Source organism: Pectobacterium sp. CHL-2024, from assembly GCF_044751765.1.
Lineage (GTDB): Bacteria > Pseudomonadota > Gammaproteobacteria > Enterobacterales > Enterobacteriaceae > Pectobacterium > Pectobacterium brasiliense.
Genome location: NZ_JBIXKO010000001.1, coordinates 1011360 through 1025379, shown reverse-complemented (window position 1 = coordinate 1025379; position 14020 = coordinate 1011360). Strand labels below are relative to the sequence as shown.

Below are 14020 nucleotides of genomic sequence, written 5' to 3'. Positions count from 1 at the left end.
TTTAGTTTGGAGATGCCGAAGTGGCTGACCGCATGTACTGGACGCTTGAGCAAGCGCAAGACTTATTTAATAAACCCTTTCTGGAACTGATGTTTGAAGCGCAGCAGATCCATCGTCAGCATTTTGATCCCCGTCAGGTGCAGGTTAGTACGCTACTGTCGATCAAAACCGGTTCCTGTCCTGAGGACTGTAAGTATTGTCCGCAAAGTTCCCGCTACCGTACCGGGATTGATACTGAACGCCTGATGCAGGTTGAACAGGTACTGGAGTCGGCCCGTCAGGCGAAAGCCGCAGGATCGACGCGCTTTTGTATGGGGGCGGCGTGGAAAAACCCGCACGAGCGTGACATGCCGTATCTGGAACAGATGGTGCAAGGCGTGAAAGCCATGGGAATGGAAACCTGCATGACGCTGGGGACGCTGCACAACGATCAGGCCGAGCGTCTGGCCTCTGCCGGACTGGATTTCTATAACCATAACCTCGATACCTCACCGGAATTTTACGGCAGCATCATCACGACCCGCACCTATCAGGAGCGTCTGGATACGCTGGATAAAGTGCGCGGCGCGGGCATTAAAGTTTGCTCGGGTGGCATCGTTGGGTTGGGTGAAACCGTGCGCGACCGCGCCGGGCTGCTGGTGCAATTGGCTAACCTGCCGACGCCGCCGGAAAGCGTGCCGATCAACATGTTGGTGAAGGTGAAAGGCACGCCGCTGGCGGATAACGATGATGTCGATCCGTTTGATTTCATTAGGACTATTGCCGTTGCGCGCATCATGATGCCGGCTTCCTATGTGCGCCTGTCCGCCGGACGCGAGCAGATGAGTGAGCAAACGCAGGCGATGTGTTTTATGGCGGGGGCGAACTCCATTTTCTACGGCTGCAAACTGCTTACCACGCCAAACCCGAAAGAAGACAAAGATCTGGCGCTGTTCCTCAAATTAGGTCTGAATCCGCAGCAGACGGGGACTGAATACGGAGATAACCAACAGCAACAGCGGTTGGCGGAACAGCTGATTAACGCTGATAGCGAGCAGTTTTATAATGCTGCGGTATAACGTCCAACCTGCAAACCGTCGGGCAAGGCGCGCTGCATTATGAGCTGGCAGCAACGTATTGACGCCGCGCTGGTACAACGCCAGCGTGATGATGCCTACCGTGTGCGACGGGTGAATCAGGGCGGTAGCGGGCGCTGGTTGATGCAGGGCGATCGCTGCTACCTGAATTTTTCCAGCAACGACTATCTGGGGCTGAGTCACCACCCAGAGATTGTGCACGCCTGGCAGCAGGGCGCTGAGCAATACGGTATTGGCAGCGGCGGTTCCGGGCATGTGACGGGGTATACCGATGCCCATGCCGCGCTGGAAAATCAGCTTGCCGACTGGCTGGGCTACCCGCGTGCGCTGTTGTTTATTTCCGGCTATGCCGCGAATCAGGCGGTGGTGGCTGCGCTGGCACAGGCGGAAGACCGTATTTTCGCCGATAAACTCAGCCACGCTTCACTGCTGGAAGCGGCCGCACAGTCACCCGCGACGCTGCGCCGCTTTAAACACAATCAGGTCGATAGCCTGCAAGCGCTGCTGGAAAAACCGACGGACGGCCAGACGCTGGTGGTGACCGAAGGTGTTTTCAGCATGGATGGCGATACTGCGCCGCTGCCGGAGTTGCAAGCTCAGTGTCGAGCGCACGATGCCTGGCTGATGGTGGACGATGCACACGGGATTGGCGTGCTGGGTGATGAAGGTCGCGGCAGCTGTTGGCAGCAGGGCGTTAAACCCGAACTGCTGATTGTCACGTTTGGCAAGGCGTTCGGTGTGAGCGGCGCGGCGGTACTGTGCGCCGAACCGCTGGCCGAGTATTTCCTGCAATTCGCTCGTCATTTGATTTACAGCACCTCGATGCCTGCCGCACAGGCCTGTGCGCTGAGTACGGCAGTTAACTGTGTCCGACAGGGCGATGCGCGGCGTGAGGCGCTACGACGTAACATCGCCCAGTTCCGCGCAGGTTTTTCCAACTCCACCTATCAACTGATGGATTCACAGAGTGCGATTCAGCCGCTGATTGTCGGTGAGAACGCGCGGGCAATGGATCTGATGAGTCATCTGCGTGAACAGGGCGTGTGGGTCAGTGCGATGCGTCCGCCGACAGTACCTGTCGGCAGCGCGCGTCTGCGGATTACGCTAACGGCGGAACATCAGCCGGAAGATATCAGTCGCTTGCTTACGGTATTGCATCATGCTGACAGAAAACTATAACAAGCAGGCGATTGCGCAGGCGTTTGGGCGTGCTGCGGGGTGTTACGATCGCTTTGCCGAGCTGCAACGTACCAGCGGAGAACGTCTGCTGGCATTAATGCCGCCGCACGGCGGCCTACAGGTGCTGGATGCGGGGTGCGGAACCGGGCATTTTAGCCGCCACTGGCGTCAGGCTGGTCACTATGTGACCGCGCTGGATTTATCGGTAGACATGCTGGCGTATGCCCGTGAACTGGACGCAGCAGACTGCTATCAGGAAGGGGATATCGAAAATCTGCCGCTGGTGGATGGCTGTGTAGACATCAGCTATAGCAATCTGGCCGTGCAGTGGTGCGACTCGTTACCGCGTGCGCTGGCCGAGCTGTATCGGGTTACGCGGCCGGGTGGCGTGATTGCGTTTGCGACGCTGGCGGACGGTTCCTTAAGCGAACTGTCACAGGCGTGGCAGCGGCTGGACGGCACACAGCGGACGAATCGCTTTCTGCCGCTCTCCGCTATCGATGCGGCCTGTCAGCCTTATCGGCATCATTTAGTACAAGAACGTGAAGTCTGCCTTTTTCCCGATGTATTGACGTTGATGAAATCGCTGAAGGGGATTGGCGCGACCTGGCTGCACGAAGGGCGTACGCCGGGGCTATTGAGCCGGACACGTCTGGCGGCGTTGTCTGCCCATTATCCGCAAGAACAGGGCGGCTACCCGCTCAGCTATCAACTGGTTTATGGAGTGATTTATCGTGATTGAGCGCTGGTTTGTGACGGGTACGGATACCGAAGTCGGGAAAACGGTCGCGAGTACGGCGCTACTTCAGGCGGCGAATCAGGCTGGATACCGCACCGCAGGCTATAAACCCGTGGCGTCCGGCTGTGAAATGACGGCCGACGGCATTCGCAACAGCGATGCGCTGGCGCTTCAGGCCAATAGCAGCGTCCGACTGGAGTATCAGGCGGTGAACCCGCTGGCGTTTATGGAGCCGACGTCACCGCATATTATCAGTTCGGTGGAGCAGCGGCCTATCCATCTCCCTGCGTTGTCCGCAGGGCTGCGGGCATTAGAAACACAGGCGGATTGGCTGCTTGTCGAAGGCGCTGGCGGGTGGTTTACGCCGCTGTCAGAGCAGGATACATTTGCTGACTGGGTGTTACAGGAACAGCTTCCCGTGATTTTGGTGGTCGGCATCAAGCTGGGTTGTATCAACCACGCGATGTTAACGGCTCACGCCATTCAACACGCGGGCCTGCGACTTGGCGGCTGGATTGCTAATGACATCACGCCGCCCGGAAAATGGCACCAGCCGTATCTGCAAACGCTGCAACAGCGCCTGCCCGCGCCGATGCTGGGCGAAATTCCTTATGTATCGGATCTTCAACGGCATGATCTGGGGCAGTACGTTGATATTGGGTTATTAGCGAAATGAGTAACGTCATTAAAAAAATTGGGATGATTTTTATTATTGACTGATTATTTTATGCCAAATGATAATGGCGTTATTTATTACTTCTTCATTTAATGGGTTAACGCAGTGTTTTTAATGGAGGCGCTAATCCATTTCTTTTTTAAAAGCTACATTTCATTAATGTCTGGTCGTTCATGAAATAATGGTGATAGAATAAATATCGCAACATTTGTTTTATTAGATGCGTTTTATTAAAAATATTTATGCGAACAACTAACGTGATTCAAGGAACGTATCATGGCGAATATTATTTATCTTTCACTTAATGGCGATAAACAAGGATTGATATCAGCAGGGTGCTCCACCATGGCGTCGATAGGAAACCTGCATCAGTCTGGACACGAAGATGAGATTTTTGTTTATGAATTAAATACCAGCGTTATGCGCGAAGATAACGTTTCATTCTATCCCCTCCAAATCAGAAAGCCCATCGATAAATCAACGCCGCTATTATCCCAGGCTCTGGGTGATAAAGAAAAGTTAACCTGTGAACTCTCTCTTTATCGGACAGCCATGGCGGGCGGCAATGAGCTGTATTTTAAAATAAGGTTATTAGGCGGAATTATTTCTGGCATCAATGCTGTGTATCCTAATTCTTTAACGCACAACGATTTGCAACCGAGCGAAAGTGTGTCTTTTAAATTTCACACCATTGAATGGGAACATGTGGCTGCACGCACCAGTTCCTATCTGTTCTGGCAAGATACCGTTATGTGAAGTGATGACTGATTCATTTTGTTCTGGCTGTTTCTATTTTCCTGTGCTGCAGTCCGTAAATAAGGACACATTGAGGGTTTTATGAGTAAACGTTCGGATATTGTGGATGGCTCTGCGGCAACGTCGCTAACTTATGGATTGGTCTATACCGAAGTGCTTGGTTGGGTTGATTTAGGTCATGCCCAAGGCGACGATATCAGAACGTTACTACTTCAATTTGAGGCAGGTGAGAGTGGAGACAAGCCTTATTATGATGTGACATATTTTCAAGATATGCGGAAATTTAGGAAAAGAATCGGTGCATCTAAATATACCGTCTGGCGCATCAAAAAAGGCGTATCGCGTAGCGAGCAGTTCAGCATCACGTTAGCTATGATGATGAAAGTCGCTTATCGCTTTGAGGGACTACAGGGGAGCTTTCCGTTTAACTTTCTCACAGACAGCGGGTTTAGCGGCGAAGATTTAGTCTCAGACTTATTGGGCTTTTATCGGGCTGTTGATGGTATGCATTATTTCTCTGAGCTTAAGCCGATTAGCAGGGACGAGGCATTAAAACGCTGGGATTTTTACGGCCCTATCGGTGCGTTTAAGAATCAATCATTCCGGCCACTGCTCTTCCCCGATCCGGAGAAAAATCCTAATGCACGGCCCTATTTCGGCGTGTTGCCTGCATTTATGACGGCAATAAAGCCTTATGCTCCGGTTCCGTCTGAAAAGGTGGGTATTGCGGTTGATGATGGATCCGAAGTGATTCTGCGCTATTTTGGAGGATAAATGGCGACGCTATATCGTTTGCTGCGGAATTTGATCATTACCTGTGCTGTCGTGGGGCTGCTGTTGTTCTTTTTTATCTTTTTCTTTCAATTAGATGGTATTGAATACTATACCATGGAAGATAAAGCTCTTTACGACGACCTCACTGATGAGATAGTCAAAGATGCACCGCGGATATCGACGGTTTACCAGTTTGTGCATGCTCCTCCAGAGGGGCCTGGCTCGGAAGTGAGCGCGGTTCATTTTGAAGACACCACGGATATAGCGTCTCTAAGGAACTATCTTATTTCAATCGGTTGTACCCGTGAAAAGGTAGAACAAGGCTGGGAAGAGTGGCTGAGTAAAGATAGCACCAAGAGAATCGTGCTCTCTGTGGATCAGGAAAGAAAGATGGTTGGTATGCAGGTGGTACTGTTGCGAACGTTGTAGATATGAGCGTTTTTAGCAAACCCTTCGCCTGCGTTTAATCAAGCACCGGTTTTTGTTGTTTTTTACTGGCATCTGTTTCATGAGTGTAAAACCTACATTTTCATGCCGATTAATAGCTAAAACCTTCTTGAGTTTTCCCCTAACTCCCCGTCATGCCTGAATTGTTGCGATTTAGCCCTCTGCTGTTTTTAGTCTTTTTCCGTCTAATACTTATGCGATAAATCACAGAAAGAGTGTGAAGAAAATCCATATCAGGGGGAATCGCGAATGAAGCGGGTATTTCTCTAACTCAGTGCTGATGCGGGGTTGTGGGAGTTATCCACCATTTCTGTGGATAACTATGTGTATTATGGATAGACAACGCGCCCTAACCGAGAGCTGGCGCGGGTTGTCGCCAGGTTGACGCTATTCTCCACGGTTTTGCTAATCTATTTATTATCATATGCTTAAGTAAAATCAAGCGTCTTGAACATCAATGGGGCGTAGTTGCATAAATTAACGTCATCGGGCATCCCCGCATGTTACATTTTTACCAAATCTGGGGATAAATGATCATGATTTTATCTGGTAGATTGAATATGGATGTGCTAGCAAATTCATTTGTCGATTAATCATCCAATCCAGAGATAATTTCCTTGATGCTGTTTTTATATCCAGTATCATTGCGGTGGCGAATTTCGTCATTGGCATTCAAAATAAAGCATCGCGTGTCATACCTGTCAGTGTTGTCTCTGTCAGGGTGATAACGGTACGACGAGGGATGACGATGACACCTCGTAGCCGTGCCTGAAATCGTCAGTCTGTGCCTTTTACCTGCCTCCGAGCATCCATCCACGAACATCGCATTGCGCGATGGGTAATAACGATAAGTAGCGTGCTTAACGATGAGTAAAGTATTTACACTGAATTCCGACTTTAAACCGGCAGGCGATCAGCCTGAGGCTATTCGTCGTTTAAAAGAGGGCCTGGAAGACGGGTTAGCGCACCAAACGCTGCTCGGGGTAACAGGTTCAGGTAAGACGTTCACGATCGCCAACGTGATTGCCGACCTCAATCGGCCGACGATGATGTTGGCACCCAACAAAACGCTGGCAGCTCAGCTGTATGGCGAAATGAAAGAATTCTTTCCTGATAATGCCGTCGAGTACTTCGTGTCGTACTACGACTATTATCAGCCAGAAGCCTACGTTCCAAGCTCGGATACCTTCATCGAAAAAGACGCTTCGGTTAACGAACATATCGAACAGATGCGCCTTTCCGCGACAAAAGCGCTGCTGGAGCGGCGCGATGTGATCGTCGTGGCCTCGGTATCCGCGATCTACGGTCTGGGCGATCCCGATCTCTATCTGAAAATGATGTTGCACCTGACGCAGGGGATGCTGATTGACCAGCGCGCTATTTTGCGACGTCTGGCCGAATTACAGTATGCCCGCAACGATCAGGCGTTTCAGCGCGGTACGTTCCGCGTGCGTGGTGAGGTGATCGATATCTTCCCTGCGGAATCTGACGAAATCGCGCTGCGTGTTGAACTGTTCGATGAGGAAGTCGAGCGGCTGTCGCTGTTTGACCCGCTGACGGGTCACGTCCTCCAGACGGTGCCGCGCTATACCATCTATCCGAAAACGCACTACGTCACGCCGCGTGAGCGTATTTTGCAGGCAATGGAAGACATCAAGGTTGAACTGGCTGACCGTAAAAAGGTGCTGCTGGCCAATGACAAACTGGTGGAAGAGCAGAGGCTGAGTCAGCGTACGCAGTTTGATTTGGAGATGATGAACGAACTGGGTTACTGCTCCGGTATCGAAAACTACTCGCGCTACCTTTCCGGTCGCGGTCCCGGTGAACCGCCACCGACGCTGTTTGACTATCTGCCTGCGGACGGGTTGCTGGTCATCGATGAATCCCACGTCACCGTTCCTCAGATCGGCGGTATGTATCGCGGTGACCGCGCGCGTAAAGAGACGCTGGTCGAATACGGTTTCCGGCTGCCTTCGGCGCTGGATAACCGACCGATGAAATTTGAAGAATTTGAAGCGCTGGCTCCACAGACGATCTACGTCTCTGCGACGCCGGGTAACTATGAATTGGAAAAATCGGGCGGTGAAGTGATCGATCAGGTGGTGCGTCCCACCGGATTGCTCGATCCCATCATCGAAGTGCGGCCTGTCGCAACACAGGTGGACGATCTGCTTTCCGAAATACGTCTGCGTGCCGCGATTAACGAACGGGTACTGGTCACCACGCTGACCAAGCGAATGGCGGAAGACCTGACGGAGTATCTGGAAGAGCACGGCGAGCGGGTACGTTATCTGCACTCGGATATCGATACCGTCGAGCGTGTGGAAATCATCCGTGATTTGCGCCTTGGTGAGTTCGACGTGCTGGTGGGTATCAACCTGCTGCGTGAAGGACTGGATATGCCTGAAGTATCGCTGGTGGCGATTCTGGATGCCGATAAAGAGGGCTTCCTGCGCTCTGAACGTTCCCTGATCCAGACAATTGGCCGTGCGGCACGTAACCTGCGCGGCAAAGCCATTCTCTACGGCGACAAGATTACGGCATCAATGGCTAAAGCGATTGGTGAAACGGAGCGTCGCCGCGAGAAGCAGGAAGCCTACAACACCGAGCACGGCATTGTGCCGCAGGGAATCAATAAGAAGATTTCCGATATCCTGCAGTTGGGGCAGCCGACGAACAAAGGCAAAGGGCGTGGCAATCGTAAAGCGGCAGAGCCAGCAGCACGCTATGAACTTATGACGCCGAAGGCGCTGGAGCTGAAAATCCGCGAGTTGGAAAGCAAGATGTTGACGCACGCGCAGAACCTTGAATTTGAAGAGGCAGCCGCGTTACGCGATGAAGTACAAGCACTGCGCGCACAATTTATCGCGGTATCTTAACGATGCAAGCGCTCACTGAGGATTAATGATGGATCAGACTATACCGGGTGTAGAAGTGCTGTTTGTGGCGGGTTTTGGGCCGATCGTGAAATCCCTTTCTGCCAGCCATGCGCTCTATGTTGATACGCTGAAGTTGCCGCTGAAGCCCGTTGCGGAAGGGAGTGACTATCTGGTGAGCGATGAGATGGAGGGTGTGAAGCATTTTGCGCTCTGGCCGCTGTCACAGGCTAGCGAGTCCTGTTTTGGGCACGGAAGTTGGCCTACGGATCTTCCTGAACCGCAAAGCTGGCTGGAGTTCGAAGTGGCTGACATGGTGGAAGCGACCAGCACGCTGAAAGCGCAAGGCTATGTGTTGCTGGTGGAAAACCGTCTTGAGCCTTGGGGACAGCAGGTCACGCGTTTCCTGAGTCCCGAAGGCATTCTGATTGGTGTGACTTATACGCCGTGGTTGCGGGGTTGAGAGCCCAGCAGCTGTAGCGCACGATCGATGGCCTGGCGCAGCAACTCACGGTCGTGATGGTGAGGAACATCTTCTGCGGCCAGCGCCTGCTGCACGACCAGTCGGTCGCCAATCTGGCTGATATCGACTTTTGGACCGACAATCGCAGCATCAACCACGGGTTTTCCTACCTTGTGTTCAATCCAGGATAGCTTCTCCACCAGCGTCAGGCGGGCAGCGGGGTTGCTCTGCTCATTGCCCAAATTGCCGATGTACACCATGGGGGCGGGCGTGCGGCGGAGTGCCTGTGTCAAATCATCTAGCAGCAACAGCGGCATCAGGCTGGTCAGAAAGCTGCCGGGACCAATCAAAATCAGGTCAGCTTTGGCGATGGCATCAATCGCCTCGCGCGTGGCCTGCACCGTCGGGTACAGCATCAAATCCTGTGGCAAGGCTGCCAACTGATCGATCTCGACTTCACCATAAACGGGGTTGCCCTGTTCATCAATTGCCATCAAATCGACAGGATGTTCGGACATCGGAATTAAAAAAGCATCCACTTTGAGCAGGTTGCGAATCAGGTTAATGGCTTCCAGCGGTCGCACGCTCAGGTGGTCGAGCGCTTTTAGCATCAGGTTACCCAGATTGTGTCCGGCCAGTTCCCCGTTACCGTTAAACCGATACTCAAACATCGCAGATGCCACGCTGGGCGTCGTAATGAGTTGATTCAGGCAGTTGCGGGTATCGCCCCAGGCAATACCGCCTTCAGAACGACGGATGCGGCCAGTCGAGCCGCCGTTATCTGTCGTCGTGACAATGCCGGTTAGCCGTGAACCCAGGGAAGAGAGCGAAGACATCACACGACCTAAACCGTGTCCACCTCCGAGTGCGACAACCCTGTCGAGGTCGGCCAACGTGCGATTGCGCATAGAAAACCTTATGAATGAGTCAGAGGAATATGAATAACGTGTATACCCGTCATACTTCAAGTTGCATGTGCGTTGGCTGCACTAAGTCACCCGAATCACTTACCTGAGTAAGCTCATCGGGATGCCTTCTCTTGCCGCCTGCCTGAAACTTGAATTATTTAGGGTATAAGAATTGTCGCTAAGGTAGCTGATTTCACCTTAAAACGCGAAAAATCCTCACGCAGGCATGACCTGAGACAATTTCTGCCGCGTATTTTTCCGTATGCTGTACACCATAAGATATTGAAAATTCGCTATGTATTTAATTATATACCGATTTTGAGAGTGGTTGACTGTGCTTTTTCGCAGTAGACTGCTTAATGAAATCACGATTCCTGATCGATTATCTCGCTGCTGTTTAACGGATAACTGAGTGGAATCAAACTCCTAGCCTTGGTGCCTAAGTGATGCGCGTAGTGCGCGTGATACGGTGCCCTGGCCGTGGCCTTCGCGGTCACCAGGGTGCGAGGCAGAAATGCCTGCATCTCCCGAATTTGGAAAGGTGTTTATGGTGAGTCAACTGACTGATGCGTTTGCGCGCAAGTTCTACTATTTGCGTCTGTCTATCACAGACGTCTGCAATTTTCGCTGTACCTACTGTCTGCCGGATGGTTATCAGGCCAATGGCACTAATCCACATCGCTTTTTATCACTCGATGAAATTCGTCGCGTCAGCCGCGCCTTTGCCGAATTAGGGACGGAAAAAGTCCGCCTCACCGGTGGCGAGCCGTCTTTGCGCCGCGACTTTGTCGATATCATCGCAGCCATTCGTGAAAACCCCGCGATTCGCACGCTGGCGGTCACGACCAACGGCTATCGCCTTGCGCGGGATGTCGCACAGTGGCGCGATGCGGGGCTAACAGCGCTGAACGTGAGCGTGGACAGTCTGGATGCACGCCAGTTTCATGCGATTACCGGGCAGGACAAATTCCGGCAGGTGATGGACGGCATCGACGCAGCCTTTGACTGTGGCTTTGCCAAGGTCAAAGTTAACACGGTGCTGATGCGTGATGTGAACGCGGGCAGCCTGCAAACCTTTCTCGACTGGATTAAACACCGCCCGATTCAACTACGCTTTATTGAGCTGATGGAAACCGGAGAAGGAGGCGATCTGTTTCGCCGCCACCACGTTTCCGGCGAGGTGATCCGCCAGCAACTGTTGCAGCAAGGCTGGCAGCAGCAGCAACGTGCACGCAGCGACGGCCCCGCGCAGGTATTCAGCCATCCTGACTATCAGGGCGAAATCGGGCTGATTATGCCGTATGAGAAAGATTTCTGCCTGAGCTGCAACCGTCTTCGAGTCTCGGCCATAGGGAATCTTCACCTGTGTCTCTTTGGCGAACAGGGCATTCCGCTGCGCGATTTACTGGCCGACGATCGTCACCTTGATGATTTGAAAATGCGTATCTCGGGTGGATTATCGACGAAGAAGCAGACCCATTTCCTGCATGAAGGGAATAGCGGCATCACGCAAAATCTGTCATTTATCGGCGGTTAATCCGCGACATCACTGATTCTTAAAGGAGCCTGACATGAGCAAAGTCAGCAGCGAATTTGTTTCTCTCAATCTTGCGGTTCTGACCGTTTCCGAACGCCGTACGGCGGAAGATGACACCTCCGGCGACTATCTGCGCGAAGCGGCGCAGTCTGCGGGGCACCGCATCGTCGACAGCGCCATCGTGAAAGAGAACCTGTACCAGATTCGGGCACGGGTCTCGGCGTGGATTGCCAGCGACGAGGTGCAGGGTATTTTGATTAATGGTGGAACGGGCTTTACCGCAGGGGATGTGGTGCCGGAAGCCATTGGCGTCTTGTTTGATCGGGAAATTGAAGGTTTCGGTGAGCTGTTTCGCATGGTGTCGTACGAAGATATTGGTACGGCGACGCTGCAATCCCGTGCGCTTGCCGGTCTGGCTAACCAGACGGTGATTTTCGCCATGCCAGGTTCGACTCGCGCCTGTCGCACCGCATGGGAACGCATCATTCAGGAACAGCTGGATGCGCGCCAGAAGCCGTGCAATTTTTACCCGCACGTGAAAAAAACCTCTTAACGATAAGCCTTATTCATTATGTCATCATCTAAGCCACAATTGACCCACATTAACGCTGCTGGTGAAGCCGCGATGGTGGATGTGTCCGCCAAAGTTGAAACCGTGCGCGAAGCCCGCGCGGAAGCCTTCGTTGAAATGGCACCGCAGACGCTGGCAATGATTATTGCCGGCAGCCACCACAAGGGCGATGTGTTCGCCACCGCACGCATCGCCGGCATTCAGGCGGCGAAACGCACCTGGGAACTGATTCCGCTTTGTCATCCGCTGCTGCTGAGCAAAGTTGCTGTCGAGCTGGAAGCGCAGCCGGAGCACAATCGGGTTCGCATTGAATCCGTGTGTCGTCTGACGGGGAAAACCGGCGTGGAGATGGAAGCTCTGACGGCGGCCTCCGTCGCCGCGCTGACTATTTATGACATGTGCAAGGCCGTGCAGAAAGACATGGTGATTGGTCCGGTGCGTCTGCTGGCGAAAAGCGGCGGCAAATCCGGCGACTTTACGGCGGAGGGCGCATGATCAAGATTCTGTTTTTTGCACAAGTCCGTGAACTGATCGAGACAGACAGCCTGTCGCTGCCTGCCGAGTACGCCACCGTAGAAGACGTCCGGCAGGCACTGTGCCAACGCGGCGCACGCTGGGCGCTGGCGCTGGAGTCGGGCAAATTGTTGGCTGCGGTGAATCAGTCGCTGGTTGAGCTCACGCATCCGTTACAGGACGGCGATGAAGTGGCGTTTTTCCCACCGGTAACGGGAGGTTGATCGTGGCAGACACGCGTATTCGGGTCGGCGAAGAGAACTTCAATGTAGGTGATGAATATCAGTGGCTGGCGCAGTGTGATGAAGACGGCGCGGTCGTGACGTTCACCGGTAAGGTGCGTAACCACAATCTGGCGAAAGACGTTAGCGCGTTGACGCTGGAACACTATCCCGGTATGACGGAAAAGGCGCTGGCAGAGATTGTCGAACTGGCGCGCGAGCGCTGGGAACTGCCGCGTGTAAGCGTGATTCACCGGGTGGGCGCACTCTATCCGGGCGATGAAATTGTGTTCGTCGGCGTCAGTGCCGCTCACCGTAGCGCGGCGTTTGATGCCGCCCAATTTATTATGGATTACCTGAAAACCCGCGCGCCATTCTGGAAGCGGGAAGCGACGCCGGAAGGCGAACGCTGGGTGGAATCACGCGACAGTGATAAGCAGGCCGCGCAGCGCTGGTAGTCCATTTCTGTGTTAGGATAAAAGGATGCGGGGAAGGCGTCTTTCGTGTCGCTTCCTCAAACGGGCGGTTTGCGCCGCGTTAATCAGATAACTTTTATGCAAAGGTAACATCATGGACAGATATCCACGCTCAGGTTCAATCGTTGAACGCTCGCAGTCTGGTCTTCAGGCCTATATGGCACAGGTTTATGGCTGGATGACCTGCGGCCTGCTGCTGACGGCGTTCGTCTCTTGGTACGCGGCGAATACGCCCGCCGTACTGAACTTTGTTTTCTCCAGCCAGATCACCTTCTTCGGCCTGATCATTGCTCAACTGGGGCTGGTCTTTGTGATTTCCGGCATGGTACAGCGCCTGAGCGGTACGGTCGCCACGTCGCTGTTTATGCTCTATTCGGCGCTGACGGGGCTGACGCTCTCCAGCATTTTCATTATGTACTCCGGTGAATCCATCGCCAGCACCTTTGTCATTACGGCGGGGATGTTCGGGGCAATGAGCCTGTACGGCTACACCACGAAGCGTGATTTGAGCGGCTTCGGCAGCATGCTGTTTATGGCACTGATCGGGATTGTGCTGGCCTCGCTGGTGAACCTGTGGCTAAAAAGCGAGGCACTGATGTGGGCGATAACTTATATCGGTGTTGTGGTGTTTGTCGGTCTGACCGCCTATGACACCCAGAAGCTGAAAAACATTGGTGAGCAGTTGTCCGTTGATGACAAAGACAGCTTCCGTAAATACTCCATCGTGGGCGCGTTGACCCTGTACCTCGACTTCATCAACCTGTTCCTGATGCTGCTGCGTATTTTCGGCAATCGTCGTTAATTCTTG

Annotated in this window: 16 protein-coding genes and 1 riboswitch; of the genes, 15 read left to right on the top strand and 1 reads right to left on the bottom strand. The window is 53.1% G+C overall.

Going from position 1 to position 14020, the window contains the following annotated elements; all coding sequences use genetic code 11:
- The first annotated feature begins 20 nt into the window (after positions 1-20).
- The 9 genes from bioB to ACIPUG_RS04570 all read left to right on the top strand — a co-directional run bounded on the left by bioB (position 21) and on the right by ACIPUG_RS04570 (position 8986).
- Positions 21-1058, top strand: coding sequence for a biotin synthase BioB (gene bioB, locus ACIPUG_RS04610; protein WP_010280900.1), 1038 nt, complete (start codon positions 21-23; stop codon positions 1056-1058).
- A 39-nt stretch (positions 1059-1097) separates the two neighbouring features.
- Positions 1098-2255, top strand: coding sequence for an 8-amino-7-oxononanoate synthase (bioF, locus tag ACIPUG_RS04605; RefSeq protein WP_400337471.1), 1158 nt, complete (start codon positions 1098-1100; stop codon positions 2253-2255).
- On the top strand, positions 2236-2997 hold the full coding sequence (gene bioC, locus ACIPUG_RS04600) for a malonyl-ACP O-methyltransferase BioC (protein WP_205537154.1): 762 nt from the start codon (positions 2236-2238) through the stop codon (positions 2995-2997). The genes bioF and bioC overlap by 20 nt, the downstream gene beginning before the upstream one ends.
- Positions 2990-3670, top strand: coding sequence for a dethiobiotin synthase (gene bioD / locus ACIPUG_RS04595; protein WP_400337469.1), 681 nt, complete (start codon positions 2990-2992; stop codon positions 3668-3670). The genes bioC and bioD overlap by 8 nt, the downstream gene beginning before the upstream one ends.
- A 276-nt stretch (positions 3671-3946) precedes the next feature.
- Positions 3947-4426 (top strand): Hcp family type VI secretion system effector, encoded by a 480-nt coding sequence (locus tag ACIPUG_RS04590; protein ID WP_014914910.1) that lies wholly within the window; start codon positions 3947-3949, stop codon positions 4424-4426.
- Positions 4427-4507: 81 nt separating this feature from the next.
- Positions 4508-5200: a hypothetical protein gene (locus tag ACIPUG_RS04585; RefSeq protein WP_014914911.1), complete on the top strand. Its 693-nt coding sequence runs from the start codon at positions 4508-4510 to the stop codon at positions 5198-5200.
- Entirely contained in the window at positions 5201-5629 is a 429-nt protein-coding gene (locus ACIPUG_RS04580; protein WP_014914912.1) for a hypothetical protein, read from the top strand.
- A gap of 884 nt (positions 5630-6513) precedes the next feature.
- A complete protein-coding gene (gene uvrB, locus ACIPUG_RS04575; RefSeq protein WP_010280912.1) occupies positions 6514-8526 on the top strand; it encodes an excinuclease ABC subunit UvrB in 2013 nt (670 codons plus the stop codon).
- Positions 8527-8554: 28 nt separating this feature from the next.
- Positions 8555-8986 (top strand): glyoxalase/bleomycin resistance/dioxygenase family protein, encoded by a 432-nt coding sequence (locus ACIPUG_RS04570; RefSeq protein WP_039500507.1) that lies wholly within the window; start codon positions 8555-8557, stop codon positions 8984-8986.
- Here ACIPUG_RS04570 and yvcK read toward each other — a convergent pair.
- Complete coding sequence (gene yvcK / locus ACIPUG_RS04565) at positions 8962-9894, bottom strand: uridine diphosphate-N-acetylglucosamine-binding protein YvcK (RefSeq protein WP_039518982.1); 933 nt, start codon at positions 9892-9894, stop codon at positions 8962-8964. The two genes, ACIPUG_RS04570 and yvcK, sit on opposite strands and share 25 nt — an antisense overlap.
- Positions 9895-10305: 411 nt before the next feature.
- Positions 10306-10454: riboswitch (molybdenum cofactor riboswitch) on the top strand.
- Between yvcK and moaA the strand changes: the two genes are divergently transcribed.
- From moaA to ACIPUG_RS04535, 6 genes are all read left to right on the top strand, one after another.
- Positions 10442-11431 carry a GTP 3',8-cyclase MoaA gene (gene moaA / locus ACIPUG_RS04560; RefSeq protein ID WP_039288107.1) on the top strand — a complete coding sequence of 330 codons (990 nt, stop codon included), beginning with the start codon at positions 10442-10444 and terminating at the stop codon, positions 11429-11431. Its footprint overlaps the riboswitch before it by 13 nt.
- Positions 11432-11465: 34 nt before the next feature.
- The gene (gene moaB / locus ACIPUG_RS04555; protein WP_039499377.1) at positions 11466-11984 is read left to right on the top strand and encodes a molybdenum cofactor biosynthesis protein B; all 519 of its coding nucleotides are present in this window, start codon (positions 11466-11468) and stop codon (positions 11982-11984) included.
- An 18-nt stretch (positions 11985-12002) separates the two neighbouring features.
- Positions 12003-12497 carry a cyclic pyranopterin monophosphate synthase MoaC gene (gene moaC / locus ACIPUG_RS04550; RefSeq protein WP_010280924.1) on the top strand — a complete coding sequence of 165 codons (495 nt, stop codon included), beginning with the start codon at positions 12003-12005 and terminating at the stop codon, positions 12495-12497.
- Positions 12494-12739 carry a molybdopterin synthase sulfur carrier subunit gene (gene moaD / locus ACIPUG_RS04545; protein WP_010280925.1) on the top strand — a complete coding sequence of 82 codons (246 nt, stop codon included), beginning with the start codon at positions 12494-12496 and terminating at the stop codon, positions 12737-12739. Before moaC ends, moaD begins: the two co-directional genes overlap by 4 nt.
- A gap of 2 nt (positions 12740-12741) precedes the next feature.
- On the top strand, positions 12742-13194 hold the full coding sequence (gene moaE, locus ACIPUG_RS04540; protein ID WP_039516933.1) for a molybdopterin synthase catalytic subunit MoaE: 453 nt from the start codon (positions 12742-12744) through the stop codon (positions 13192-13194).
- Between the two features lie 112 nt (positions 13195-13306).
- Complete coding sequence (locus tag ACIPUG_RS04535) at positions 13307-14014, top strand: Bax inhibitor-1 family protein (RefSeq protein ID WP_400337466.1); 708 nt, start codon at positions 13307-13309, stop codon at positions 14012-14014.
- Positions 14015-14020 lie beyond the last annotated feature (6 nt).